Source organism: Pseudomonas sp. B33.4 (assembly GCF_034555375.1).
Taxonomy (GTDB): Bacteria; Pseudomonadota; Gammaproteobacteria; order Pseudomonadales; family Pseudomonadaceae; genus Aquipseudomonas.
On record NZ_CP140706.1, the window covers coordinates 1,878,109 to 1,905,059 of the forward strand.

Sequence of the window (26,951 nt, forward strand, 5' to 3'; positions counted from 1 at the left end):
GACTCCCCGGCACTCCTGCCCGGGCGGACAGTCTCGCATGCGCGGGGCGGTTCGTCAGTGTCGACCAAGGTCGTGGCGTGGCGGGGTGTCGCAGGGGTGGAACCGGGTGGTTTTGGTGGTGACTCTTGAGGCCTCATCGCGAGCAGGCTCACTCCTACATTTGAAATGCATTCCCCTGTAGGAGTGAGCCTGCTCGCGATGGCGTCAGTCCAGCCGCAGCGCGATATCGATCAGATAATGCAATTCTTCCACTTCAAGCGCCGCCGCCGAAAACAGAATCCGGAACACCACCGGCGCCACCACCAGATTGATCAGCCGATCAACACTCGGCGCCGCTTCATCCGGGTGCCGCTCAATGATCGTCTGCAACTGCGCACCAATGATCGTCACGCAATACCCCGGCGTAGCACTGGCCTGCACATCGCGCATCATATTGCGCCCAGGCTCGGAACTCATCTCGTCGAGATACTGCTCGGCCCATGCACGAATATCGCTGCGCAAGCTGCCGGTTTGCGCCGGCTCGCTGTCCGGGCGCATGCGGGCGAGGGCGACGTCGGCGAGCAGCGCCGCCAGATCACCCCAGCGCCGATAAATCGTCGACGGCGTAACCCCCGCACGTGCGGCGATCTGCGGAACGGTCACGCTCGAACGCTCCTGCTCCTGCAGAAGTGCGCGAACTGCCGAATGAATTGCATCTTGCACCCGGGCACTGCGGCCACCGGGGCGTAAACCTTCTTTAATAGCCATGCGGCAGACCTTAACACAAAGAATTTGCTTTAAGCGCGAAGCGGTAGCACACTCCGCAAAAGCAAAAAATTAGCTTTTGCGGAGTGTGCACATGACCAGCCTTGCTTCTCATCGATCCAGCCTGTGGTTTCTGGCGATCACCTTACTCAGTTTTCTCGCCGCTTCCACCGCGCCGACGCCGTTGTATCACCTGTATCAGGATCAACTGCACTTCTCGGCAGCGGTGCTAACGCTGATCTTTGGCGTGTATGCGCTCAGTCTGCTGGCGGCCTTGTTAACCGTCGGCTCGCTGTCCGATCACCTCGGCCGCAAACCGGTGATCTTCACCGCCGTGCTGCTCAACGCGTTGGCGATGCTGCTGTTTATCTACGCCGACAGCGTGGCGTGGCTGATCAGCGCGCGAGTCCTGCAAGGTTTTGCCACGGGCATGGCCACCGCTGTTTTAAGTGCGACATTGCTCGATACTGATCGTCAGCAAGGGCCGCTGATCAACAGTGTGGCGCCGTTGCTCGGCATGGCCTTGGGCGGCATGGGTTGCGGTTTGTTGGCGGAGTTTGCGCCGGCGCCGTTGCAACTGACGTACTGGTTATTGCTCGGCCTGTTTGTATTGCAGGCGTTGTATGTCTGGCGCCTGCCGGAAAGCGTTACCCGGCAAGCCGGAGCGTGGGCCTCGTTGCGCCCAACCTTGCACGTGCCGGTGCAGGCGCGTTCGACGCTGTGGCGCGTGTTGCCGCTGAACACGGCAACGTGGGCGCTCGGTGGTTTTTACGCGTCATTGGCGCCTTCGCTGGTGCGCACCGCCACCGGTTCGACTTCCAATCTGATCGGCGGCGCAACCGTAGCCGCCCTGACGGTGACCGGTGCACTGATGATCTTCACCATGCGCAATCGTCCCGCCGCGCGTGCATTGCAGTTGGGCGCGAGCCTGTTGCCGATCGGCCTGGTGCTGATTCTGCTGGGCGTGCACAGCGCCAGTCTGTTGCTGTTCTTCCTCGGCACGCTGGTGGCCGGCTGCGGCTTTGGTTCTGGATTTCTCGGGGCGGTGCGCAGCCTCGTGCCGCTGGCCTTGGCCCATGAGCGCGCGGGCTTGATGGCGGCCTATTACGTGCTCAGTTATCTGGCGTTCTGCCTGCCGGCATTGCTCGCCGGGCACTTGTCACGCAATTACGGTTTGCTGGCGACCACCGATGGTTATGGGGTGGTGTTGATTGTGTTGGCCATCGCTGCACTGTTGCTCAGCCTGCGTCCAGTGGCAGCCAAGGCGTGCAGCGCTCCATAACCGTTGCGGTTTCGGTTAGCCTTGTCCAGCCCAGTTCTCACGGATCGACTCATGAAGATTATTCGCAGCAAGACCTTCACCGCCGAGCGCGCCTGGGGCGCGCTGGACATCGCCAACATGAACGGCATCACCACGCGCCTGCACTGGACTGATCAGCCGTACAAATGGCACGTCAACGATGGCGAGGAAGTGTTTGTGGTGCTCGATGGCCAAGTGGTCATGCATTACCGTGAGCAGGGCGAAGAAAAGCAGGTGCAGCTGGATGTCGGTGACATCTTCTATGCGAGCGTCGGCACCGAGCACGTCGCCCATCCACAAGGCGCGGCGAGGATTCTGGTGATCGAGAGCGAAGGCAGCGTCTGAATACTTATTGGTAAAATAGATAACAGTTAGAGATATTACCCGTTATATAGATATTCGATTCGGTTCTACCATGGACTCAACCTCACCAGAGGACAGGAGTTCATGATGATTTGTCCCAACAGCGCCAAACCCGGCATCAAGCCGTTCAGCCAGCTTCAGCATCCGCGTGAAGTGATTCGCCAGTTCACCCCCAACTGGTTCGCCGCCACCATGGGCACCGGTGTGCTGGCATTGGCGCTGGCGCAACTGCCCTTGGCCATTCCCGGCCTGCACGCCATCGCCGAAGGTTTGTGGTTGTTCAACATTCTGTTGTTCAGCCTGTTTACCGCTGCCTACGCCGCCCGCTGGGTTCTGTTCTTCGATGAGGCACGGCGGATTTTCGGCCATTCCACCGTGTCGATGTTCTTCGGCACCATTCCCATGGGGCTGGCCACGATTATCAATGGCTTTCTGCTGTTTGGCCTGCCGCGTTGGGGCGACGGTGTGATTCATCTCGCCGAAGTGCTGTGGTGGATTGATGTGGCCATGTCGCTGGCTTGCGGCGTGTTGATTCCGTACATGATGTTTACCCGCCAGGAGCACAGCATCGATCAGATGACCGCCGTTTGGCTGCTGCCGGTAGTCGCCGCCGAAGTGGCAGCGGCCAGTGGCGGTTTGCTCGCGCCGCATCTCAGCGATGCCCACTCGCAACTGGTGGTGCTGACGACAAGTTACGTGCTCTGGGCCTTTTCCCTGCCGGTAGCGTTCAGCATTCTGACGATCCTGCTGCTGCGCATGGCCCTGCACAAACTGCCCCACGAAAACATGGCCGCTTCGAGCTGGCTCGCCCTCGGTCCGATCGGCACCGGTGCGCTGGGCATGTTGCTGCTGGGCGGTGATGCGCCAGCGATCTTCGCGGCAAACGGTCTGCCAGGTATGGGTGAAATCGCTGCGGGTCTGGGTCTGGTGGCCGGTATTACGCTGTGGGGCTTTGGGCTGTGGTGGATGTTGATGGCGCTGTTGATCACCGTGCGGTATCTGCGTGACGGCATCCCGTTCAACCTTGGCTGGTGGGGATTTACCTTTCCGCTGGGGGTGTATTCGTTGGCAACCTTGAAGCTGGCGAGCACGTTGAACCTGACGTTTTTCAGCGTCGTCGGCACGCTGTTGGTGATTTTACTGGCGGTGATGTGGCTGATTGTCGGCAAACGCACCGTGCAAGGCGCCTGGCGAGGTGAGCTGTTTGTCTCGCCGTGCATTGCAGGTTTGAAGAAATAACCTGAAAAGTTTAGGTAAGGTGTGGCCTGGATCGCGGTTCGAGAATCCAATAAGCAGTATCCAGGCCTCTCTACCTTAAACATCAGGGAAACACGGAAGATGAGTCATCCCTCACAGTTCAACCTGCTGCGTACCCGGCGCTTCCTGCCGTTTTTCATCACGCAGTCGCTCGGCGCGTTTAACGACAACGTGTTCAAGCAGTCGCTGATCCTCGCCATTCTCTATCGGCTGACCATCGAAGGTGACCGTTCGATCTGGGTCAACTTGTGTGCATTGCTGTTTATCCTGCCGTTCTTCCTGTTCTCGGCGCTGGCCGGGCAGTTCGGGGAAAAATTCGCCAAGGACGCGCTGATCCGTCTGATCAAGCTCGCGGAAATCGCGATCATGGCCGTAGGATCGGTCGGTTTTCTCTTCGATCACTTATCGCTGATGCTGGTGGCGCTGTTCGCCATGGGCACCCACTCGGCGCTGTTCGGGCCGGTGAAATATTCGATCCTGCCGCAGGCACTGCGCGAGGATGAGCTGGTCGGTGGCAACGGACTGGTGGAGATGGGCACCTTTCTGGCGATTCTCGCCGGGACGATCGGCGCCGGGGTCATCATGTCTTCCTCGCACTATGCGCCGCTGGTGTCCTGCGCCATCGTCGGGATTGCCGTGTTGGGTTATCTGGCCAGCCGCAGCATTCCGCGTGCGGCGGCGTCCTCCCCGGAAATGCGCCTGAACTGGAATATCTTCAGCCAGTCGTGGGCCACCCTGAAACTCGGTTTGGGCCAGACCCCGGCGGTGTCGCGCTCGATTGTCGGCAACTCGTGGTTCTGGTTTGTCGGGGCGATTTACCTGACGCAGATTCCGGCCTATGCCAAAGAGTGGATGCACGGTGATGAAACCGTCGTAACGCTGATTCTCACGGTGTTCTCGGTGGGTATCGCGCTGGGTTCGATGCTTTGCGAGAAGCTTTCCGGGCGTAAGGTCGAGATCGGTCTGGTGCCGTTCGGCTCGTTCGGTCTGACCGTGTTCGGTCTGCTGCTGTGGTGGCATTCCGGGGGGATTCCCGACAGCGTCACTGACCACAGCTGGATTGAAGTGCTGGGCTTCGTGCACACCTGGGCGGTGTTGATCGACATCCTCGGGCTCGGCATTTTCGGTGGTTTCTATATCGTGCCGCTGTATGCCTTGATCCAGTCGCGCACCGCCGAGAACGAGCGGGCGCGGGTGATTGCCGCCAACAACATTCTCAACGCGTTGTTTATGGTGGTCTCGGCCATCGTATCAATCGTGCTGCTGAGTGTGGCCAAGCTGTCGATCCCGCAGTTGTTCCTCGTGGTGTCGCTGCTGAACATTGGTGTTAACGCCTACATCTTCAAGATCGTCCCCGAGTTCAGCATGCGGTTCATGATCTGGCTGCTCAGCCATTCCATGTACCGCGTCGAGCACCGCAACTTAGAGGTGATTCCGGATGAAGGTGCGGCATTGCTGGTGTGCAACCACGTGTCGTTTGTCGATGCCTTGCTGATTGGCGGCGCGGTGCGTCGGCCGATTCGCTTTGTCATGTACTACAAGATCTACAACTTGCCGGTGCTGAACTTTATCTTTCGCACGGCGGGGACGATTCCGATTGCCGGCCGCAACGAGGACATCCAGATTTACGAAAAGGCCTTCACCCGGATTGCCCAGTATCTGAAGGACGGCGAGTTGGTGTGCATCTTTCCGGAAGGCAAGTTGACCGCCGACGGCGAGATGAACGAATTTCGAGGCGGGCTGACGCGGATTCTCGAGGAGACGCCGGTGCCGGTGATTCCGCTGGCGTTGCAGGGTCTTTGGGGGAGTTTCTTCAGTCGCGACCCGAACAAAGGCTTGTTTCATCGGTTGTGGTCGCGGGTGACGTTGGTGGCGGGTTCGCCGGTGGACGTGGGCGCGGCTGAGCCGGCGAAGTTGCAGGGGGTGGTGGGGGAGTTGCGCGGGACAGTCAGATAGTCGGCGATTCTAAGGGCCTCTTCGCGAGCAGGCTCACTCCTACATTTGAAACGCGTTCCCCTGTAGGAGTGAGCCTGCTCGCGAAAGCGGTTGTGGCCTAAGCGCTGACCTTAAGCCCGATCAACCCGGTAATGATCAACGCCACACTGGCCAGCCGAATCAACGCCATCGACTCGCCAAACAGGATGATCCCGGCAATCACCGTGCCCACGGCACCAACACCGGTCCAGATCGCATAAGCCGTGCCCAGCGGCAATTCCTTCATCGCAAGGCCAAGCAAGCCAAGGCTGATGGCCATGGCCGCAACGGTCAGCGCAGTAGGAAGTGGACGGCTGAAACCGTCGGTGTATTTCAGGCCGACGGCCCAGCCGACTTCGAACAGGCCGGCGAAAAACAGAATGATCCAGGACATGAAAGACCTCCATCGATTGACGGGGTCGTCCCCAGATTAATGACTCGATCGAGCCGCAGGGTCGTCCCCGCGTTGCGCGATAGTGTGACCAGCATTAATCCGGGGATCAAGCTTGCGGGTCAGTCGGCCGCTTGTTGCGCCACAGCCGCGCGATCTTCTTTTTCACTCATGCGCCGGAAGTACGTCGACAGCAGTGCGCCGGAAATATTGTGCCAGACGCTGAACAACGCACTCGGCACCGCCGCCAATGGCGAAAAATGCGCGCTGGCCAACGCGGCGCCCAAGCCCGAATTCTGCATGCCGACTTCCAGCGCCAGCGACTTGCGCTGGGCCAACGGCAACTTGAACAGACGCCCGGTGAAGTAGCCCAGCAGATAACCGAAGCTGTTGTGCAGCATGACCACGGCCATGATCAGCAGGCCGGATTCGGCGATTTTCGCCTGACTGGCAGCCACTACGGCAGTCACGATGATCACGATGCTGACCACCGACACCAGTGGCAACACATCGACGGCGTGACGAACCTTGTCGCCAAGCAAGCGCTGGGCAACCACGCCAAGAATGATCGGCAACAACACCACTTGCAGGATCGACCAGAACAGCTCCATGAACGACACCGGCAACCACGCTGAAGCCAGCAGCCAGATCAGCGCCGGGGTCAGCAGCGGGGCGAGGAGGGTGGTGACAGCGGCGATGGCCACCGACAACGCCAGGTCACCGCGAGCCAGCCACGTCATCACATTGGACGACGTACCGCTCGGGCAGCAACCGACCAGAATCACCCCGACGGCGATTTCCGGCGGCAGGTGAAACATTTGGCAGAGCAACCACGCCACGCCGGGCATGATCACGAAATGGGCAACCACGCCCAGCGCCACACGCCACGGATGGCGAGCAACGGCAGCGAAGTCGTCGAGTTTGAGGGTCAGGCCCATGCCGAACATGACAAGCCCGAGCAACGGTACGATCGCGCTTTTCAGGCCGAGGAACCATGCAGGTTGCAGGAACGCAATCACCGCGAAAATCAGAACCCAGTAAGCGAAGGTATTGCCGACAAAGCGGCTCAGTGCAGCCAGTGCGCGCATGGCCTGATCCTTATTATTAAATGAACAACACAAAACAAATGTAGGAGTGAGCCTGCTCGCGATAGCGGTCTTTCAATCAACACATTAGTTGAATGTCAGTCCCTCATCGCGAGCAGGCTCACTCCTACAGTTTGGACATCACAAGGCTTTAGATCCCCTGCGGAGTCTCTTCCCCACCCAACGCTTCCACCAGCGCCGGCAGGAAGTCGCCAAAGGTCAGCATCATCAGGGTGAAACTGGCATCCAGTTGTCCCAATGCCTCATCACCACCGTCCTGCTCCGCCTGATCCTGCAGCAGATCTTCGAACTTCAGACGTTTGACGGTCATCTTGTCGTCGAGCATGAACGACAATTTGTCCTGCCAGGCCAGCGACAACTGAGTAACCACTTTGCCGGTGCTCAGGTGCAGCTGGATTTCTTCGCTGGTCAGATCCTGACGCTTGCAACGGACGATCCCGCCGTCTTCGTGGGTGTCGCGCAGTTCGCACTCGTCCAGCACATAGAAGTCGTCGGCAGCTTTCTGCGTGGTGACCCATTCGGTCATGGTCGCGGTTGGCGACATTTTCACGGTCAGCGGACGGACGGGCAGGGTGCCGATCACTTCACGCAGGGTCGACAGCAGGTCTTCGGCGCGTTTCGGGCTGGCCGAGTTGACCAGGATCAGGCCCTGTTTCGGCGCGATGGCGGCAAAGGTCGACGAGCGACGAATGAAGGCGCGCGGCAGGAACGCCTGGATGATTTCATCCTTGATCTGATCGCGTTCCTTCTTATAGACCTTGCGCATCTGCTCGGCTTCGATCTCTTCGACCTTTTCCTTGACCGCGTCGCGCACGACGCTGCCCGGCAGGATGCGTTCTTCTTTACGCGCGGAAATCAGCAGGAAGTCACCGCTGACGTGCACCAGTGGAGCATCTTCGCCTTTGCCGAACGGCGCGACGAAACCGTAGGTGGTCAACTCCTGGCTTGCACATGGACGCGCCAGTTTGGTGGCCAGTGCAGTTTCCAGCGCCTCGGCATCGACAGGCAGGTCTTGGGTCAGGCGATAGATAAGCAGGTTTTTGAACCACATGGGGTGAGTCTCTCCTTTATACAAAGGGGGGCATTATTGTCTTCGCCGTCTAATAGGCCAACCCTTCTCTAAGCCTTTGGAAGGCCTGAGAAAATTATTTAAAAAAGTGCTTGCCAGAGGTTGGGTCGCTCCGTAGAATGCGCGCCACACCGAAGCGAAGGGTGATTAGCTCAGCTGGGAGAGCGTCTGCCTTACAAGCAGAATGTCGGCGGTTCGATCCCGTCATCACCCACCATTCGTTTCAAGTGTTTAGCGCAGCGGTAGTTCAGTCGGTTAGAATACCGGCCTGTCACGCCGGGGGTCGCGGGTTCGAGTCCCGTCCGCTGCGCCATATTCGGTAACCTGGACCACTGAACGCCAGGTCACAACGGAAAAACCCGCCAAGGCGGGTTTTTTTCTGCTCCAAGGTTGTACCCGCGGGATGTGTCGTTTTACTGGTTTTCGGATTTATTTGAAAAAAACTTCAATTAAATCAACACTTTACGAAAACTTGTGGCATAATGCGTCCCGTAACGAAGCGAAGGGTGATTAGCTCAGCTGGGAGAGCGTCTGCCTTACAAGCAGAATGTCGGCGGTTCGATCCCGTCATCACCCACCATTCGTTTCAAGCGTTTCGAGCAGCGGTAGTTCAGTCGGTTAGAATACCGGCCTGTCACGCCGGGGGTCGCGGGTTCGAGTCCCGTCCGCTGCGCCATATTCGGAGTCTGGAACACTGAACGCCAGATTCCACAGAAAGCCCGCCAAGTGCGGGCTTTTTGCTGTCTGGCGTTTGAGTGTTTTTCGCTGCATATATCTATGTAGTGCCTGCCAGGTGTGCCGCTTTCGCAGAATGGGCAATGTTTTTCATGACTCTCTACCGTCATGAAATCAACCCATTGCCTGACGAGAGCTGCCCCAATGTCTGCAAATCCTGCTGAAACCCTTGCTCCCCCCGTCGCCGATGATGCGCAGGCGTTGTCCTTTCTGTCGTCAAGCCCAGCTTTTCTTTCGAGCGATGACGCCGCTGCGTGTCTGCACGCTCTGTTGAAGCATCCGCGAAACAGCGAGTTCAACGGGTTCATTCTGAAAACCCGCGATGCGCGATTCATTTGCGCGCAGCTGCTCGAAGCGCCCATAACCGGTGCCGAAAACCATCCGGGCGACACGGCATCCGTTCAGCGCGGCATACCGGTTGTGACAGTCAGCGTGGCAGGCGAGTTGATTATCCCGAGCGGCCTCACACTCGAAGCAAGTTTTCACGCCCGTCCTGTCAAAGCTCAAGGTATTGATGAGGCGACAGCCGAGTGGATTCAGCGCACGCGTTTTTTCGCGATAGCGGATTTGTCAGCCGTGATGAGTTCGCATCGTAAATATGCGAAATGTTATCTGTCCGCACGTAACGGTGGCCTGCTTTCCTACACATCGAAAAATCGGTCTTACGAACAGGAACTGTCGCCCCGGCTGACCAGGAAAAATGATGGTCAGCCACGACAATTCGAGACGTTGTATGAAAATGGTTCGATTCCCAGCAGTCTGTGGATCTTGCTGGCTTTGGCCGCGGGGGATGTAAGGGTTGTGGTAAACGGTGATCTTTGGCGACGCCGGGGTCAGCTCAAAGCCAGTTGGAGGGCCGAGCTTCTGCAGGTGCCGGTCAAAATCGAATCAATGCCGATTTTCGGGCCGATTTTTCGCGATGCCAAGGACGTTGCACTTTACCTGCGAAACCAGTTGCCTGCGCCGACCGCTGTTCTGCCGAACGCAGGTTTCATTCTCAAGCATAACGTCAGTGACTTCTTTATCGTCACCGAGCCGGTTTCCAGTGATTACGCCAGCTTTGACCAAGAGCGCCTGTTTCCCAAGGATTGGCAGGGCAACCCATTGATCCCTCGTGAATTTCGGATGCATGGCCTTTACCATTCAATCCAGCCTCTGCCTGCGGCACTTTTGGCGACTCGTGAGGCCGACCTTCAGCAGAATTTCTTTTCTGTAGCCGATCTCGAAATCGGTCTGGAACGTGTCATCGTGGCACCGCATCAACGTTTATTTGTCGTCACGCCCGACGGGGCGGTGCTGCGTTTTGCCAAGCCAATAATGCCCAAGGTCCGGGCGTTGCTCGTTGAGCTGGCGGAGAATCTCGAGCAAAAAATAATCTCAGGCGCGATCACACCGCAGAGGTTGATCGATAAAGTGGCGAGCGCCGGCATTCTCAGCGTCCTGTTGGCCAGCAAAACCTGGCCCAACACTGGAAGGATCAGCGCATCAGCCACTGCCATTACGCGATGATCACTCGCCATTGCGCTGATGGCGATAGTCGCTGACGGCCTCGTAAACCGCTTTGCGCAACCGGTTGATCCCGCCGATCGGTCGATGCGCCTCAATTCCGAACCACGGGTTGAACGACAGATTGTCGCATTGCAGATTCAGCGCCGGAGTATCGAAATCCTGCGGCGGCAGAGTGATCCGCGCGACGGTTTCGAAGGGCGAATCCTGCTCGTGCCATTCGATACTGGTGTCCTCGATCGGCATGTATTTATGGGCATCCTGACGCTGGATCTGCAGTACGAAACAGGCCGGCACGCGATCCGTCGACAGCTGCTGATTCAACGCGCTGCGCAGAAAGTTCGGCAGGTCGTGGTTTTGCTTGGGCAATGTGTACGCGGGGCAATTGTCCGGATCCGGCGCGACCCGGAACTTTGCATTCGCTTCACCGAATTTGTAGGGCGAAACTGAAAAGTAGGTAGTCCCGGTCGGACTGTCCGGCGGCGGCGACAAGGTAGCCAGGGCAATAAACAAATGGCGGATCTGCCAGGTGCGCGGATCCCATCCGGGGAAAAACGCCATGACCTTCTTGCCATCAGCCTGGGCCGCCACATTCTGACGATATTCGGCGACATCGCTGACAAAGAAGTTCGGATGGCTGAACATCACGAAATCCTGTTCAGGCTGTGCCTGGCGGGTGCCGAGCAACTGTTTTCCCGAAACGTCCAGCAGTTTGATCGCCATGCCTCTGGCATCGCGAATGCTGTCGAACTGCGGGTAGGCATTGCCGTTGGACAGGCGGATCATCGCTTGCCAGGTTTTGCCTGGCTCACTGAACACGCCCTGTCGCAGCGACTGCGCGAGTTCCGGCAACACCTGCACCTGGGCTTTTACACAACCATGAGCCTTGGCATGGGCGTCGCGCAGATACCGTGTGCTTTCGCGGTGTTGATCGACGATGCGCACGGCGGTCTGGATCACGTCCTGGGTCATTGCCGCTTCGCCGGGTGGAATCTGTTCCAGCGCCGACACCGGGCCGCGGTGTTGCCAGGCAAACCATGCCGTGGCGACGGCCCAGCCGAGCAGGCCAATGGCAAGCGCTATCAGCAGCGCTTTGCCAAGCAGACGGCCAAGCCATAACCAGATTCTGGTCAGCAGCGACTGTTCTTTCTTGAAGGTCGAGATCATGGCAATTGCGCCTCCAGTGGACCGCCAAGGACTTTCAGGTATTCGAGCAGCGCCCAACGTTCTTCCGGCTGCAACAACCGGCCAATAACGCCGTTACCGCGCTCGCCGGCACGGAATTCATGGCCGCTGTTGTGATTGCCGGTGATCCGCGTGTCAAACATGAAGCCATTGGCAAATGCTTCGGTGCGATACCCCAGATGTCGGGGATCGTATTCGAGCGTGCCTTTGAAGAAGATCGTGGCGCGCTCGTCTTGTGGCGACAGCAACTGATAAATGCTCGGCACCGAACCGTTGTGCAGAAACGGCGCGGTGGCCCAGACACCGGCCAGCGGGCGCGCCTTGTAGGCGACCTTTTCGCGTACGCCGATGGGCAGGCCGAAACCGTCCATGCGTGGTTTTTCCAGCGGTGTGATCCTGGCGTCGCGGTAGGCGCGGTCTTCGACGAAAGCGGTGACGTAAGCCAGGCCCTTGGCCACTGAAAGCTGGCTCAGGTCCAGCGGCTCCTTGAGGGACGGGTGCAGTTTGACGTCCATGGTGTCGAGTTCCTTCAGGTCCCATTGCAGGGCCGTCAGATCGAAACGGTGACTGGCGATATTGTTGGCGGCATTCGGATCGGTGCCGATGACAGCGACCGGCAGCATGTGCAAATGCTGCACCCAGCGCTCACCTTCCTGGGTCTGGCGCGGGACGTGGCAGCCGGCGCAGTTTTCGCTGAACAGCGTGCGTCCCTTTGCCGCCAGCGGCTTGTCGATGCTGCCAAACAGTTCTTCTGGCCAGGCGGGCGGCTTGAGCTTTTGCAGGGTTTCTTCGATCTTGTGCAAATCTCGCACGCGCACACTCGAGGCATAACGCGCATTGCCTTGCAGCGGCTGGCCGTTGGCATCAAAGAAATTCAGAGTGGCGCCGACGCCCAGCGCCTCGCCGATGTTGCGCGCCATCGGCTGCTGCGCCGAGCCGTTCCACTGCACCCAGTCAAATGTCCACATGTCCCACAGTTGCGGGTAATCCACTGGCGCATTGGCTACGCGGTAATTGGTCGGGGATATCGCATCGCCGAACGTCGCATTGGCAATGCGGCCAAAGGCATCGGTGCGTCCGGGGCCTTCTTCGGTCGGATAGAGGCCGCGATGGGTATCGTTCCAGGCGACCTTAAGGAATGTGTTCAAAGAAGTTTTGAAGTCTTTGCGCAATTGCTCATGATGCGTGTCGTAATCGTTGCCCAAAACGTTTCTGGCAAAGCGTTCGAATTTCCATGGGTTGTAGTAAGTCGAGGTCAGACTTGCCACCAAGGCTTGTCCGAAACTTCCGCCGCGCAAAGTAGGAACACTGGAAGGCAGTACGTGTTGCGCGGTACCGCCGTCAATTCGCACGGCCTGGCCTTTGAAGCGCAATTCGCCGGTATGGCAAGCGGCGCAAGTGATGTCCAGATATTGCTCGGAGCTGCCCGGATTTTGATGCCGGGCAAAACCGACGGGAAGGTTGCCGGGGTTGTTCGGCGTGGCTTTTTGCTGCGGGTCGATCAGAAAACCGAAGCGTGCGAGGTAATCGGGCGCGGCGAAACGTTGCTCCGAGAAGGGCAATTCCAGCGCCTGGAACCACTCATAGCGCAGGCCTTTGACCTGCGTACCCTGAGGCGTGAAATAGTAGGTTTGCCGCTCTTCGTCACTCCACTGATTCAGGTAATGCACCTGCTCGGCGGGGGTGTAGAAGGGCAATTTCGGGTTAGCGACGTAATACAGCACCACGGCGAGAACGAGCACCAGCAGCACGACGATCAGGGTCAGCACACGGAATAAGAGGCGCAAGATAAACATCCTTGTCGAATTGTTGCGCTGTTATGCCTGAGCCGGACCCCGTGCGGCAAGTGGCCATTACGCCAGATGATGCAAGCAGAGTCGCCGGGCATTGTCGGGACAAGATGACAGAAGCTTCATCGTGCCTTTGCCCAAATGCGTTTTAATCCCTGAACTTATCGTCGCTTTACTGCTCTCATGCCGGTAGCCATTGGTCGTGGCGGCCTGATAAGCTCGCGGCTTTACTCGATTGCCCTTTCGGCGCATGAACAAGGAAATAGCATGAAACAGCATCGGTTGGCGGCGGCGGTAGCCCTGGTTAGCCTGGTCCTCGCGGGTTGTGATTCGCAGACCAGCGTAGAGCTGAAAACCCCGGCGCAAAAAGCTTCCTACGGTATCGGCCTGAACATGGGCAAGAGCCTGGCTCAGGAAGGCATGGATGATCTGGACTCCAAAGCGGTAGCCCAGGGCATCGAAGATGCCGTCGGCAAGAAAGAACAGAAGCTGAAAGATGAAGAACTGGTCGAGGCCTTCGCCGCGTTGCAAAAGCGTGCTGAAGAACGCATGGCCAAGATGAGCGAAGAGTCGGCAGCCGCCGGCAAGAAATTCCTCGAAGAAAACGGCAAGAAGGCGGGTGTAACAACCACTGCTTCGGGCCTGCAGTACGAAGTGGTCAAGAAAGCCGACGGCCCACAGCCTAAGCCGACTGACGTAGTGACTGTTCACTACACCGGCAAGCTGACCAACGGCACCGTATTCGACAGCTCCGTCGAGCGCGGTAGCCCGATCGATCTGCCAGTGAGCGGCGTGATTCCGGGTTGGGTTGAAGGTCTGCAACTGATGCACGTTGGCGAGAAGTACAAACTGTACATCCCTAGCGATCTGGCTTACGGCGCCCAGTCGCCAAGCCCGGCAATCCCGGCCAACTCGGTTCTGGTCTTCGACCTGGAATTGCTGGCCATCAAGGATCCAGCCAAAGAAGCTGCTGCTGCCAAGTAATTGGCAAAGGCTTCAACAACAACGCCTCGCTTATGCGGGGCGTTGTTGCATCTGGCGTCTGGCAGGGGTAAACAGAGCGAACCGATGGCGGTCGCGAGAGTCATAGCCATTGAGGCTGCTCGCGCTAGCCGCCCTGAGCAGCCAAGTCAATGAAATATTGGGGTTTTTTATGTGAGTAAAAAACGCCCGATCTGAGCGCAGCCCTTATGAAACGGGGCTTTCAGCGCTGAAATGCAGCTCTGTTCACAAGGTTATCCACAATTTGTGTGGATAACATTTCAACGGGAGGAATAGATGAAAGCTCCGTGGAATTTCGCTCGATTCCTGCCCCTGGCCGGCCGCTTGTTGGCCCGTGGACGTTTGCCAACCTTGTTGTTTGCAGTCGCCAGCAAAGGCGCCGCGCAAGGCAATCGCCTCGGCAAACTCAAAGACGATTTACGTTTACTCCAGGCATTGTGCCTGGCCTATTGGCGCGGCGAGTATCGGGCCATCAGCGGCAAAGCCCTGGTTTCGGTGGTGGCGGGTTTGATGTACTTCCTCAGCCCGGTTGATGCGATTCCGGATTTCATTCCCGTATTCGGCATGCTTGACGACATCGCCGTCCTCGCTTGGCTGATGAAAACCCTCGACGATGAACTCAATGCCTTCCGCCTCTGGCGCAACCGCCAGCAGCCGGAAAAACTGGCAGTCGTCGAACGTCTGCCGGATACCCCCGAACAATTGCAACTCCAGGGACCGAAAAAGTCCTGATTATCAAACCCCTCTACAGATAGATACCCCCCGCGACCTTGGCCGCTGTTAGGATTACACTTCTAGGGAAAAGTGCCGACTCGCTAAGTGTTGTTGTCCTACGGGGTAGTCATGGATATTCAGATAATTGCACGCGATGGCGAACCCGAATATGCGGTTCTGCCGTGGGCTCAGTATCAGGCTCTACTAAAAGCAGCAGGCATCAATGAAACACCGTCGCGTCCGGCCCCTACGCCGCTCGCGGCTACACCAGACACGATTCTTCCAGGTCTGGATCAACTACGCAGTTTGCGCGAAGGGAAGGGCATCGCCATTGAGGCGCTGGCCCGCACGGTAGGCATCAGCCCGTCATATCTGGCCATGATCGAAAGTGGCGAGCGTCAGCCCGACGCCGCGATTCGCCGCAGCCTGGCCTGGGAATTGACGGTGCCAGGGTGGAGGGATGAATCGTGAGCGTGCGCATCAGTCGTCAACATTGGGACGGATTGCTGGGTGAACTGGATCAGGCGCGGCGCCAGCGCCATCTGCTGACTTATCGGGCCTTGCTGGAGCGGTTGCAGCTGCCGACACCGGCGATGCAGACCCTGACCGCCGCACTCGAACATCTGGCCGCGCTGGACGCAAAGGCCGAACAACCGTTGCGCAGTTCGCTGGTGATCAGCCAGGGCGCGAGTCGCCTGCCACGCACCGGTTTTTTTGAGTGTGTCGAGCGTTTGGGGCGTTTTTCCGGGCCGTCCGACGGTGTAGCAGCCGCCTCCTGGCATGCGTCGGAAGTGGTCAGAGTCTTCGAGTACGAGTACCCGGAATCGGCGGAGGCCTGAGTGTTTTTACGACTCAAGGCGCGGGCCAGTTACTGGCTGGCCCGCAGGTTGTTTCATTGGGCATGGTTTGTCCGCCAACCGCGCGGCTTGCGTTGGCTTGAAGGTCAGTTTGCGCGCATGGCCAACCTCGGCGATGTCGGTGCGCAAAGCTTTTATGGGCACATTCTGACTTTTCGTGGCGTCGGCCTGGGGGCACGTGAAGAAGGTGTGCGCCTGTTGCGGCTGGCGGCGCTCGCGGGCGATGGCAAGGCGGCTTATCAGATCGGCGTGATCAGTCTGGCCGGAACCCCGAGCAAGCCGCCGGATCCTGCCGAAGCCGCACGCTGGTGGGGCATGGCCGCCAAGGCCGGGCACCCCTTGGCGGAGCTCAAATTGAAAGAGCTGAGCGCTCGGGATTCAACACTGTAAATCGATTTATGTCTGCTCAAATAAACGCGGCGTGAGGTTTTCCTCATGCCGCGTTTGCGTTTTTGCGTGCCCGTTTATCTGTGAGTGATTTTTTACAGACAAGTCCTACAGTCATCACCTACTTGCCTGACTTCTTTCCCGATTGATCCCCCGCACAGTTCCCGCGCCTGATTTTTTTTGCGAGGGAACGCTCATGTTTGATCCGCTTATTCAGTCCACTTCGCACATCCGCGTGCGCTGATGGAAGCCGTCACCCGCATCGAGCAAGCACTCGACAGCTTTCCCGCCACCCTCAGCCTTTACCGCGAGCAGCTCAAGCATTGGGCCAGTCGAGCGGCGGACGAGATCAGCCACGCCGCAGATCTGCCGTCGCTGATGGGCATGGAGCGGATCATTCGCTTCGGTTCCGACAGCACTGCCGTCAGCAGCTCCGACAAAGAGTTTTTCTCCGGCGTCGTCCAGTGCCCGGAAAGCGGCCCGATGCTGATCGAAAGCAAATTCGAGTCGGTGTACGACATCCCGCTCGGCAACATCGTGGTCGATGTGATCGCCATGGACGGTGGCAAAACCACCCCCGTGACCCTCGACGCGCAAGGCAAGGGCTCGTTCAAGGGAACAGCGGGCAAGTTCTACCGGGTGCAGGTGCACAGCGAGGTCACTGAGAGTCAGGTCGAGGACCTGTTCAAAGCCTATGACGGCCTGACTGCTGAGCTGGGCGGCTGGTTACGCAGCGAGTGGCAGGTTTTCAAACCGCAGTGGTCGCAGTCGGTGGCGACGGCGGCGGGTAACGGCATGCTCGCCGGGAGTTGGGCGGCGATCGAGGGTGTGTGGGACAGCATTGGCATGCTCTCGGACATTCTCAAGGACCCCGGGGCGTTCGCCGAGCGGTTGGGTGAGGGCGCCACGCAGTTGATGGAGCTGGCAGCGACAGCCCCTGACGTCATGGAAAAGCTTCAATTGCTGGTCAGTGATGAAGCTGCACTGTGTTTGTTGCTACGCACTGGCAGCCTTTGGCTCGAGATGTTGCCGCCCAGTGAAATCGCCGGGAAAACCGCAGAAGCTGCGTCGATGATGATCGTGCAGTTGCTCATCGACGTGCTGATCAGTGTCGTTTTGACGTTCGTCAGTGGTGGCGCAGGCATCGCTTATCTGACGTTGCGTCTGGCGGATCGCGCCGTGCAGTTGCTGTCGGCGGTGAAGCGTTTGGTGAAGGCGATGTTCGGCATCGTCGAAGGGTTCATCAAATACGTCGATCAATACAAAACCGTTGCCGCCCGGGGCATCGCCGCCGGGGTGAAGAAGGGCCAGATGCAATTGCGCTGGAATGCGCAGCGCAACACCTTGTTGAAGAAAGACGAGCATCACGACGACTCGCCGGATCAGGCGAAAAACCCCAACGGTGACAGCGCTGATTGCGTGCCACGCACCTGCACCAATGGTTGTCCGGTGTCGATGGTCACTGGCGAAGAACTGCTGACCCTCACCGATGCGGTGCTCGATGGCGTGTTGCCGTTTGAGTTCACCCGCTTGTATCGCTCGAGCGCCGTCGAGATTGATGCCGGGCTGTGCTTTGGCTGGAGTCATTCGCTGGCGCATCGGCTGGTCTTTGAAGGCGACTCTGTTGTTTGGGTTGACCACGAGAACCGGCGAACACGGTTTCCGTTGCCAAGTGTCGAGCGGCCGGCGATTCACAACAGCTTGTCGCGGGCAGCGATCTTTCTGGGTGATGAGCCGGAAGAGCTGATTCTCGCGCTGGCCGGGGATACGGCGCGGTTTTATCACTTTCGTGCGGGACGGCTCACGGCGATCAGCGATGTCTATGGCAATCGTCTGACCGTGCAGCGCGATCGGTCTGATCGGGTGCAGCGACTGGATAACGGCGCCGGGCGTTCGCTGTTGTTGCGTTACGACCGTGCGCACCTGATCGGTATTGATTACCAGCGTTTTGATTCGGCTCAGAACCTTGCCGAGCCTTGGCTCACTGAACAGACGCTGGTCAGTTACCGCTACGACGCCTATCAGCACCTGATCGAAGCCAGCAACGCCGTCGGTGACAGCGAGCGTTACGACTACGACGACGCCCACGTAATCCTGCAGCGGCAACTGGCCGGCGGCGCGAGTTTTTTCTGGGAGTGGGAGCGGTCAGGCAAGGCTGCCCGTTGCGTGCGCCACTGGGCGTCGTTCTCGCAGATGAACACGCGTTACGTCTGGAGCGACGACGGCAGTGTCGCGGTGCATTACGTCGATGGCACTGAAGAAACGTACGTCCACGACGAGCGTGCGCGACTCGTACGTAAAGCCTCGGCGGACGGTGGCGAGCAGCTCAAGGCCTATGACGATGCCGGGCGCTTGATCGCCGAGCAAGATGCGTTAGGCGCCGTCACCGAATACCGCTACGACGAGGTCGGACGGCTGATTGCGCTGATTCCTGCTGCTGACGCGCCCACGTCCTACGAGTATCGCAACGGTTTCCTGCACAAACGCACTCGCGGCGACGCGGTGTGGATCTACCGGCGCAATGCCGAGGGCGATGTCACTGAAGCGGTCGACCCCGATGGCCAGGTCACCCATTACTACTACGACACCCGGGGTCAGTTGCTGTCGATCCGTTATCCGGACAGCAGCCGCCATCGTCTGGTCTGGAACAGCCTCGGCCAGTTGACCGAAGAAACCTTGCCCGGCGGCGGCGTGCGGCGCTTTTCCTACGACGCGCTGGGGCGACGGACCACCACCGCCGACGAACACGCTGCAGTCACCCGTCAGCATTGGGACGCCGTCGGCCGACTGATCCAGACGACATTTCCTGACGGTGCGACCCGCGCCTACAGCTACGGCGCCTACGGTCAGGTCACCGCCGAGCGCGATGAACTGGGGCGCATCACCCGCTACGAATACGACGATGACCTGCACCTGGTCTCGCGGCGGATCAACCCCGACGGCACGCGAGTGCAGTACCGCTACGACCATGCGCAGTTATTGCTCACCGAGATTGAAAACGAATCGGGTGAAAAGTACCGGCTGGATTACACGCCGACCGGGCTGATTCGTCAGGAAAGCGGTTTTGATGGCCGCCGTACAGCGTACGCCTACGACCTTAACGGGCATCTGCTGGAGAAGACCGAGTTCGGTGATGACCGCTCTTGTTTGCTCACCACTTATGAGCGCGATGCGGCCGGGCGTCTGCTGGTCAAAAACCTGCCCGACGGCATCAAGGTCACTTACCAATACGACCGACTCGGTCGTTTGATTGGGGTCGACGACGGCCAGCAACACCCGTTGGCCTTCGAGTACGACCGCCAGGACCGCTTGATCACCGAACATCAGGGCTGGGGCACTTTGCGTTACCGCTACGACGCCTGCGGCCAGCTCAAGCGCCTGCGTCTGCCGGACAACAGCGTGCTCGACTACCACCACGCCAAGGGCGGCGCGCTGACCGGCATCGACCTCAATGGCGCGGAGCTGAGCCGTCACGTCTACCAGTCAGGTCGTGAACAACGACGTCAGCAAGGCCTGCTGCTCAGCGAATATACCTACGACGATCAGGGACGATTACTCGCCCACGCCGTAGGCCATCAGCGCGATGCGTTGTACCGCCGCGATTATGCCTACAGCGCCAACGGCAATCTCGCGCACATCGCCGACAGCCGCCACGGCCAGCGCACCTACGGCTACGACGCCCTCGACCGCCTCATCCGCGTGCGCCACTCACGCGACGAACTGCCGGAAAGCTTCGCCCACGACCCGGCCGGCAACCTGCTGATGCAGGACCGCCCCGGCCCCAGCCAGATCAAAGGCAATCGCCTGCTGATGCAGGGCGACCGCCACTACGACTACGACGCCTTTGGCAACCTGATCCGCGAACGCCGTGGTCGCGCGCAAACCCTCGTCACCGAATACCGTTACGACAGCCAGCACCGCCTGATCGGCCTGACCCGCCCCGACGGCCAGACCGCGTCCTATCAATACGACGCCTTTGGCCGGCGCATCCGCAAAACCGTCGGCGACGTCACCACCGAATTCTTCTGGCAAGGCGACCACCTCGTCGCCGAAAGCAGCGAACACGAATACCGCAGCTACGTCTACGAACCCGGCACCTTCCGCCCGCTGGCGCTGCTCGACGGCAAAGGCCCGAAAAAAGCCTGCCCGTTCTACTACCAACTCGACCACCTCGGCACCCCGCAAGAACTCACTGACTACAGCGGCGACATCGTCTGGTCCGCGCAATACGACGCCTACGGCAAAGTCGCCACGCTGACCCTCGCCGGCGACGACTACCTGAACCAGCCGCTGCGCTTTCAGGGGCAGTATTTCGACGGGGAAAGCGGCCTGCATTACAACCGCCACCGGTATTACGACCCGAGGCTGGGGCGGTATCTGACGCCGGATCCGATCAAGCTGGCCGGTGGGTTGAATCAGTACCAGTACGTGCCGAATCCAACGGGGTGGGTGGATCCGTTGGGGTTGAGCTCCAATTGTCCGCCGCCGAAGAAGCCGGGTTGTGAGGCGCCGGGTGGGATTGGTGGCGCTAAGGTTGATGAGGGTGAGCCAGCGCTGCCGAAGATGACGGCGCAGGAGCGGAGGGCGAGGATTGATGAGTTGGCGGAGGAAAATGCTTTTAGGCGTTTGGATGAAATGGAGAAAGCCACACCAGGCGCACACTTCGTGGAAAAACATGGCAAACAAACCACATTGGCCTCTCAGCAAGAACGTTCAGTGACGGGAAGAAATCCATCGACCGGAGTCATAGAGCTTTACACCAACGGAAGGCGAGCAGGGCAGCCAAAAATTCCCAGTGCAGCCACTCACTTTTTTAGTAATCGAGACCAACTGAACGCCATACATCGTGCCCAGCTTATTTTTAGGCGGAACGGACAAATCGCGTCGAAGGAGCCGATGAATATGGGCAAGATTGTAGGTGAGGGGTACAAAAGGGGGGGAGTAGATTACGGGCAGCAAACACATGCGATAGTGATCCTTGATAGAGCCGGAAAGCCGATAACCTCTTATACGGAATTTATGGAATGAAACGTAAACCTGAGTATTTTGTTTTGCGCGGTCTGCTGTTTATATTTGATATAGAAAATACTGACGACGATGCTCGTGAAAAGATCATTGTTTCGAAGGACGTCAACGATAAGAACGAGCTTGCGGAACTTTTTGATATTTTTATTCGGCCAGAGTTTCTCTCTTATAGTATTGATGAGCGCGAGTGGTGTGTTGATACGTTGAAGCACTATTTGGGCGTCGGTGATAATTTTGATGCAGTGTTTACAAAAATCACCACCTATTTCGATGATGATGTAGAGGATCAACGTCAGTTTATGCAGGTTTTGTTAAGTTGTTTGTTGAGGTATCAAATCGAAGTCCTACAGGTTAACTAAAAAACAATTTGGTTGAGCGGTAACTTCGTACGTCCATAGGTTTCGGCGTTCGTGCAGGAGTTAGCGTTGCCCAATTAACTGTGATTGATGGAGGTTAGACATGGAAAGACTATCAATCACATGCACGCTATACCCCGGAACATTCTTCGCATGATGCTTCGCCTGCGATGCCAGCTCCGCAAGCTGACTGGCATCCAGGTGTGCACAAGCCTCGGGATGTAAATGCACCACGCCAATAGAAAGTGACAACAACGGAAACTCCTGCCGCACCCCTTGGCGATTCGGTGCAATAAAACATCCCGCCTCAAGGTGTTCGGGGCGATAGAAGCGTCGGCATTGGCTCTGAAAGTCATCAAGCAGTTGATTTAGGCGCTTGCGCCATTCGTCCGGTCCGAGGACAAGAAGGAAGTCGTCGCCGCCAATATGACCTACGAAGTCGCGGCTCGGGTCTACCCGCTCGTTGAGGCATTGCGCCAGGCACAGCAGAACTTCATCACCACGCCCGTAGCCGTAGATATCGTTGAAGGGTTTGAAACTGTCGATGTCGACATAGCAGATGACCGACTCGCGCCCCTGCTGCAGCAACCGCGTCAGGCATTGCTGGATCGGCACATTGCCGGGCAGCAGAGTCAGTGGGTTAGCGTAGCGAGCCTGCTGGATCTTCAGTTCGGTAATCAGTTTAAGCACGTCGATCACCCTGCCAAGGCCAAGATATCCGCCGTTGAGGGTGATGATGAAGTCTTCTTCGATGCGTTGCCGGGCGCGGCTGGTGATCAAGCGGCTGACTTGTTGCAGCGACTGGCTCATTTCCACGGCGAGAAAGTCGTCGTTCATCAGACGGCTGATCGGTTTGCGCGCGAACAGGTCGGTGGCGAAGGGTTTCAGCAGGGCATCCGACAAGGAATGGCGGTGGACGATGCCGCAGGGTTGGCCTTGTTCGTCGAGTACTGCCAGTGAGTTGAGGTTGGCCTGGCGACGGAAGGCTTCCAGTACGTTGGCGGTGGGTGTGTCGCGATGCACGGCCGGTTGGTCGTTGAGCAGGGCGCTGAGGTCGCTGCCTTCTTCGTTCAGCGCAACGCTGCTGCTGTCGTGTTTGGGCATCAAGGCGCGGGCGTCGCGGGGTGGGTGTTCCTGGGGGCGACCGAGCAAGTAACCCTGCACCAGATCGACGCCCATTTCAGTCAGTACCGCGAGTTCTTCCGGCAGTTCGATGCCTTCGGCGATGACTTGCGCGCGCGAAGCTTTGGCGATTTGCAGGATCGAGCCGACAAACTCACGTTTCAGCGCATCCTGATGAATGCCGTCGATGAAGTGCCGGTCGATCTTCACGTAGTCCGGGCGCAGTTCGGACCATAACCGCAGGCTCGAATAACCGGCCCCGAGATCATCCAGCGCAATGGAAAAACCCATCGCCCGATAGTGATGCAAGGCCGTTTGCAGTAACTGAAAATCGTCGATCGGTGTTTGCTCAGTCAGCTCGATGACGACCTGACTGGGTGGAATGCCGAAATCCTGCAGCAGCTGCAACGTGCGCCCCGGTTGATGCGCGGCTTCAAGCAAGGATTCCGGCGAGACGTTGAGAAACAGTTTGCCCGGCAGTTGCTGCTCGTTGAAGCGACGGCAAGCGCTTTGACGGCAGGCAATTTCCAGCTCGCTCAAACGTCCGGCCTGACGCGCTACGGCGAACAGTGCGATCGGCGAGTGAAGAGGGCTGTTGGACGGGCCACGGGTGAGGGCTTCGTAGCCGAGAATACGCCGTTCGGAGAGGCTGATGATCGGCTGGAACAGGCTGTGTAAACCGCTTTGAGTCAGGATCGAGCTCAAGGCACTCAGCTGTTCGGTCGTGGTCATGGCAATCTCTGGCGATAAAAAAAGGACTGGGAGCGCTCTCGATGAAGAGAGTGGCTCCCAGTCCTTTATTGCACGACAGAATGATGACTGTTTGATGACGATCCGGGGATCGTCAGCATTAAATTGCCATCATCTTACTTCTTGGCCACCTGATTGCTCAGCTTCAGGTAATCCAGCAGCACGCGCCCGGTTTCGCTCAGGTAGGCATCGTCTTCTGGCTTGACCTTGTCAGGGTCGGCAGCCGCGAGGGCGTCGTCGTCTTCTTTCTTCAGCTCTTTGAGCGGTTCTTCGCCTTTGGCCTTGCGACGGATGTTTTCCATCGCCAGTTGCTTGGCGTCGATGTCGTTGTGCTGGGCACGGCGTTCGGCTTCGTTGAGGCTGACGGTTTTTTCTTCCATCAGTTTCTGCGCCAGGGCCAGTTTGTCCCGGATGAACACGAACTCGGCATCCTTGGCGGTGCGGGTGTCATGTTCGGACTTGAGCTGGGCCAGGAACGGCTTGAACGGATCGGCCGCCGGTTTGATTGCCGCGCGGATGGTGTCCCACGGCATGGCTTCCGGCAGAGCGCTCTCGCCGATTTCCTTGGTGTCGATCAGCGACGGGTAGTCGATGTCCGGCAACACGCCCTGATGCTGGGTGCTCTGCCCGGATACCCGGTAGAACTTGGCCAGGGTCAGTTTCAGTTCGCCATGGTTCAGCGGCTGAATGGTCTGCACGGTGCCTTTACCGAAGGTCTGGCCACCGATGATCAGCGCGCGGTGGTAGTCCTGCATGGCGCCGGCGAAAATCTCCGAAGCCGAAGCGGACAAGCGGTTGACCAGCAACGCCATCGGACCTTTGTAGAACGCGCCCGGGTTTTCATCTTCGAGTACGTCGACACGGCCATCGGCGTTACGCACGAGTACGGTCGGGCCTTTGTCGATGAACAGACTGGTCAGCTCGGTGGCTTCCTGCAGGGAACCGCCGCCGTTGTTGCGTAGGTCGATGACCACGCCGTCGACTTTGTCTTTCTGCAGTTCGGTCAGCAGCTTCTTGACGTCGCGAGTGGTGCTCTTGTAGTCCGGATCACCGGCACGGAACGCCTTGAAGTCGAGGTAGAAGGCTGGAATCTCGATGACGCCGAGTTTGTAGTCCTTGCCGTCCTGTTTCAGGCTGAGGATGGACTTCTTCACCGCCTGATCTTCGAGCTTCACCGCTTCCCGGGTGATCGGCACGATCTTGGTGGTCTGGTCGTTCGGCGCGTTGCTCGCCGGAATCACTTCCAGACGCACCACGGTGCCTTTCGGACCACGGATCAGCTTGACCACTTCGTCCAGACGCCAGCCGACCACGTCGACCATCTCTTTGTTGCCTTGGGCAACGCCGATGATCTTGTCGGCCGGGGCGACCTGCTTGGTCTTGTCAGCCGGGCCAGCAGGCACCAGACGCACGACCTTCACCTGGTCGTTGTCGCTTTGCAACACGGCACCGATACCCTCGAGGGACAGGCTCATGTTGATGTCGAAGTTTTCCGCGTTATCCGGCGACAGATAGTTGGTGTGCGGATCGTAGGACATGGCGAAGGTGTTGATGTACGCCTGGAAGATGTCTTCCGGACGGGTCTGGTCCAGGCGCGCCAACTGGTTCTTGTAGCGCTTGGTCAGGGTTTCCTGGATCTGCTTCGGCTCTTTGCCGGCGATCTTCATCCGCAGCACTTCGTCCTTGACGCGTTTGCGCCACAGGTCGTCGAGCTCAGCGGTGGATTTGAGCCAAGGGGCGTCCTTGCGATCGATCAGCAAGGTCTCCTTGGTGGTGAAGTCCATCTTGTCGACGCCTTTGTTCAGCTCGGCAAGGGCGAAGTCCAGACGCGCCTTGACGCGGTCCAGATAGCGCTTGTAGATGGTGAACCCGGCGTTGAGGTCGCCGCTTTTGAGGAAGTCGTCGAACTGGGTCTTCCACTTGTCGAATTCGGCGATGTCGCTGGCCATGAAGTAGCTGCGCGACGGATCCAGCAGCTTGATGTAGCTGTCATAGATGATCACCGAGCGCGCATCGTCGAGCGGCGGCTTGCTGTAGTGGTGACGCTTGAGCAACTCGACGACGTTCAGGCTGGCGATGACTTCATCGCGATCAGGCTGCAATTTGTCCCAGCTGTTGGCTGCGAATGTATTGCCCGACACCGGCAACAAACCGATACCGATGAAAAGAGCGAGGGCGGTGCTGGGGAGCAAATGCTTCATGCTGATTCGACGCGGGGACAATTGATAACGCATATTAGGCCGTCTTTGAAGTCGCCGGTTCTACGAGAGCCGGTCGCATAATGCAAAAAGCCCGGCGCTACAGCTTCGGGCTCAGTCCAGACTCACTATGGAGGCACTGTGAAGGCATTGCAAGGCGTTGACGGTCAAGTGGCATGGGTTGAAGAGCCGAGTCCTACGTGTGATGTAGGACAAGTCCGCATTCGAGTGGCGGCAGCTGGCCTTAATCGCGCCGATTTATTACAGAAAGCAGGGCTCTATCCGCCGCCACCAGGGGCCAGCCAAGTGCTCGGTCTTGAATGCTCCGGGGTCATCAGCGAGGTCGGCGCGGGCAGTGCCTGGCAGGTCGGGGATCGGGTGTGCGCCTTGCTGGCCGGGGGCGGCATGGCCGAAGAGGTGGTCGTCGACGGGCGGCATGTGTTGCCGGTTCCCGAAGGCGTCTCGCTGATCGAGGCGGCGGCATTGCCCGAGGTTTACGCAACAGTCTGGCTGAATGTGTTTCAACTTGCGGCGCTCAAACCGGGTGAGAAAGTTCTCTTGCACGCTGGCGCAAGTGGAATCGGTTCAGCCGCCATTCAGTTGTGCAAGGCGTTTGGCAATCCGTGTTGGGTCAGCGTCGGTTCGGCCGAGCGTTTGGCGTATTGCGAGTCGTTGGGCGCGCAAGGCGGAGTGGTGCGCACCGATGATCTGGAGAGCCTGCGTGATTTCGGGCCGTTCAATGTGATTCTCGATCCAGTGGGTGGCAATTATTCGGCGTTGAATCTCAAGCTGATGGCGCTGGATGGGCGTTGGGTGTTGATCGGTTTGATGGGCGGCCGTGAGGCGAAACTGGATCTGGCGCAGGTATTGGCCAAGCGTGTGCAGTTGCTCGGCTCGACATTGCGCAGCCGTGATGATCAGTTCAAGGCAGATCTGTTGAGTGATCTGGGCCAGCAGGTGTGGCCGTTGTTTGCTGAAGGGCGGTTGAGTCCGCAGTTGGCCAAGGCGTTTGCGGTGAAGGATGCCGAGGCGGCGTTTGCGGAGCTGGCGAGTAATACGGTAGCGGGCAAACTGGTGTTGGTGATTGACGACAGTCTGAGCTGATTTGCAGGAGAAGCCC

At 58.5% G+C, this 26,951-nt stretch carries 21 protein-coding genes and 4 tRNA genes; 17 read left to right on the forward strand and 8 right to left on the reverse strand.

The window, feature by feature from the left end:
• Positions 1-204 precede the first annotated feature (204 nt).
• Positions 205-747, reverse strand: a complete 543-nt coding sequence (locus tag U6037_RS08405; protein WP_322846409.1) for a TetR/AcrR family transcriptional regulator — start codon at positions 745-747, stop codon at positions 205-207.
• A gap of 91 nt (positions 748-838) precedes the next feature.
• Here U6037_RS08405 and U6037_RS08410 point away from each other — a divergent pair, with 91 nt between their 5' ends.
• The 4 genes from U6037_RS08410 to U6037_RS08425 all read left to right on the forward strand — a co-directional run bounded on the left by U6037_RS08410 (position 839) and on the right by U6037_RS08425 (position 5,620).
• Positions 839-2,026 (forward strand): MFS transporter, encoded by a 1,188-nt coding sequence (locus U6037_RS08410; RefSeq protein WP_322846410.1) that lies wholly within the window; start codon positions 839-841, stop codon positions 2,024-2,026.
• 51 nt (positions 2,027-2,077) lie between these two features.
• A complete protein-coding gene (locus U6037_RS08415; RefSeq protein ID WP_322846411.1) occupies positions 2,078-2,389 on the forward strand; it encodes a cupin domain-containing protein in 312 nt (103 codons plus the stop codon).
• Between the two features lie 105 nt (positions 2,390-2,494).
• Positions 2,495-3,646 carry a TDT family transporter gene (locus U6037_RS08420; protein ID WP_322846412.1) on the forward strand — a complete coding sequence of 384 codons (1,152 nt, stop codon included), beginning with the start codon at positions 2,495-2,497 and terminating at the stop codon, positions 3,644-3,646.
• 99 nt (positions 3,647-3,745) lie between these two features.
• The gene (locus U6037_RS08425; RefSeq protein ID WP_322846413.1) at positions 3,746-5,620 is read left to right on the forward strand and encodes an MFS transporter; all 1,875 of its coding nucleotides are present in this window, start codon (positions 3,746-3,748) and stop codon (positions 5,618-5,620) included.
• A 97-nt stretch (positions 5,621-5,717) separates the two neighbouring features.
• Here U6037_RS08425 and sugE read toward each other — a convergent pair whose 3' ends face one another.
• The 3 genes from sugE to rdgC form a co-directional block, all read right to left on the reverse strand.
• Positions 5,718-6,032 carry a quaternary ammonium compound efflux SMR transporter SugE gene (sugE, locus tag U6037_RS08430; protein WP_008077894.1) on the reverse strand — a complete coding sequence of 105 codons (315 nt, stop codon included), beginning with the start codon at positions 6,030-6,032 and terminating at the stop codon, positions 5,718-5,720.
• Positions 6,033-6,151: 119 nt separating this feature from the next.
• Positions 6,152-7,117: a bile acid:sodium symporter family protein gene (locus U6037_RS08435; protein ID WP_322846414.1), complete on the reverse strand. Its 966-nt coding sequence runs from the start codon at positions 7,115-7,117 to the stop codon at positions 6,152-6,154.
• A gap of 148 nt (positions 7,118-7,265) precedes the next feature.
• Positions 7,266-8,186 carry a recombination-associated protein RdgC gene (rdgC, locus tag U6037_RS08440; RefSeq protein WP_007919763.1) on the reverse strand — a complete coding sequence of 307 codons (921 nt, stop codon included), beginning with the start codon at positions 8,184-8,186 and terminating at the stop codon, positions 7,266-7,268.
• Between the two features lie 159 nt (positions 8,187-8,345).
• Here rdgC and U6037_RS08445 point away from each other — a divergent pair.
• From U6037_RS08445 to U6037_RS08465, 5 genes are all read left to right on the forward strand, one after another.
• Positions 8,346-8,421 (forward strand) — tRNA-Val (locus U6037_RS08445).
• Positions 8,422-8,440: 19 nt separating this feature from the next.
• Positions 8,441-8,517: transfer RNA gene (locus tag U6037_RS08450), tRNA-Asp, on the forward strand.
• A 191-nt stretch (positions 8,518-8,708) separates the two neighbouring features.
• A tRNA-Val gene (locus U6037_RS08455) sits at positions 8,709-8,784 on the forward strand.
• A 19-nt stretch (positions 8,785-8,803) separates the two neighbouring features.
• Positions 8,804-8,880, forward strand: a tRNA-Asp gene (locus tag U6037_RS08460).
• 203 nt (positions 8,881-9,083) lie between these two features.
• Positions 9,084-10,448, forward strand: a complete 1,365-nt coding sequence (locus tag U6037_RS08465; protein WP_322846415.1) for a hypothetical protein — start codon at positions 9,084-9,086, stop codon at positions 10,446-10,448.
• On the opposite strand, the gene U6037_RS08470 is transcribed toward U6037_RS08465, so the two are convergent.
• The gene (locus tag U6037_RS08470; protein ID WP_322847295.1) at positions 10,449-11,582 is read right to left on the reverse strand and encodes a catalase family protein; all 1,134 of its coding nucleotides are present in this window, start codon (positions 11,580-11,582) and stop codon (positions 10,449-10,451) included.
• A gap of 26 nt (positions 11,583-11,608) precedes the next feature.
• Positions 11,609-13,417: a di-heme-cytochrome C peroxidase gene (locus tag U6037_RS08475; RefSeq protein WP_322846416.1), complete on the reverse strand. Its 1,809-nt coding sequence runs from the start codon at positions 13,415-13,417 to the stop codon at positions 11,609-11,611.
• A gap of 270 nt (positions 13,418-13,687) precedes the next feature.
• Between U6037_RS08475 and U6037_RS08480 the strand changes: the two genes are divergently transcribed.
• The 7 genes from U6037_RS08480 to U6037_RS08510 all read left to right on the forward strand — a co-directional run bounded on the left by U6037_RS08480 (position 13,688) and on the right by U6037_RS08510 (position 21,764).
• Positions 13,688-14,404, forward strand: coding sequence for an FKBP-type peptidyl-prolyl cis-trans isomerase (locus tag U6037_RS08480; RefSeq protein ID WP_007919751.1), 717 nt, complete (start codon positions 13,688-13,690; stop codon positions 14,402-14,404).
• A 294-nt stretch (positions 14,405-14,698) separates the two neighbouring features.
• Positions 14,699-15,154: a YkvA family protein gene (locus U6037_RS08485; protein WP_122608401.1), complete on the forward strand. Its 456-nt coding sequence runs from the start codon at positions 14,699-14,701 to the stop codon at positions 15,152-15,154.
• A 111-nt stretch (positions 15,155-15,265) separates the two neighbouring features.
• Positions 15,266-15,607, forward strand: a complete 342-nt coding sequence (locus U6037_RS08490; protein ID WP_322846417.1) for a helix-turn-helix transcriptional regulator — start codon at positions 15,266-15,268, stop codon at positions 15,605-15,607.
• Positions 15,604-15,975 (forward strand): hypothetical protein, encoded by a 372-nt coding sequence (locus U6037_RS08495; RefSeq protein WP_003223109.1) that lies wholly within the window; start codon positions 15,604-15,606, stop codon positions 15,973-15,975. Before U6037_RS08490 ends, U6037_RS08495 begins: the two co-directional genes overlap by 4 nt.
• Positions 15,976-16,383 carry a sel1 repeat family protein gene (locus tag U6037_RS08500; RefSeq protein ID WP_322846418.1) on the forward strand — a complete coding sequence of 136 codons (408 nt, stop codon included), beginning with the start codon at positions 15,976-15,978 and terminating at the stop codon, positions 16,381-16,383.
• Between the two features lie 240 nt (positions 16,384-16,623).
• Positions 16,624-21,408, forward strand: coding sequence for an RHS repeat-associated core domain-containing protein (locus U6037_RS08505; RefSeq protein WP_322846419.1), 4,785 nt, complete (start codon positions 16,624-16,626; stop codon positions 21,406-21,408).
• A complete protein-coding gene (locus tag U6037_RS08510) occupies positions 21,405-21,764 on the forward strand; it encodes a hypothetical protein (RefSeq protein WP_322846420.1) in 360 nt (119 codons plus the stop codon). Before U6037_RS08505 ends, U6037_RS08510 begins: the two co-directional genes overlap by 4 nt.
• 60 nt (positions 21,765-21,824) lie before the next feature.
• On the opposite strand, the gene U6037_RS08515 is transcribed toward U6037_RS08510, so the two are convergent.
• Entirely contained in the window at positions 21,825-23,615 is a 1,791-nt protein-coding gene (locus U6037_RS08515) for a bifunctional diguanylate cyclase/phosphodiesterase (RefSeq protein ID WP_322846421.1), read from the reverse strand.
• Between the two features lie 134 nt (positions 23,616-23,749).
• Positions 23,750-25,834, reverse strand: a complete 2,085-nt coding sequence (locus U6037_RS08520) for a carboxy terminal-processing peptidase (protein WP_322846422.1) — start codon at positions 25,832-25,834, stop codon at positions 23,750-23,752.
• Positions 25,835-25,972: 138 nt separating this feature from the next.
• Here U6037_RS08520 and U6037_RS08525 point away from each other — a divergent pair, with 138 nt between their 5' ends.
• The gene (locus U6037_RS08525; protein WP_322846423.1) at positions 25,973-26,935 is read left to right on the forward strand and encodes a zinc-binding dehydrogenase; all 963 of its coding nucleotides are present in this window, start codon (positions 25,973-25,975) and stop codon (positions 26,933-26,935) included.
• Positions 26,936-26,951: the final 16 nt, after the last annotated feature.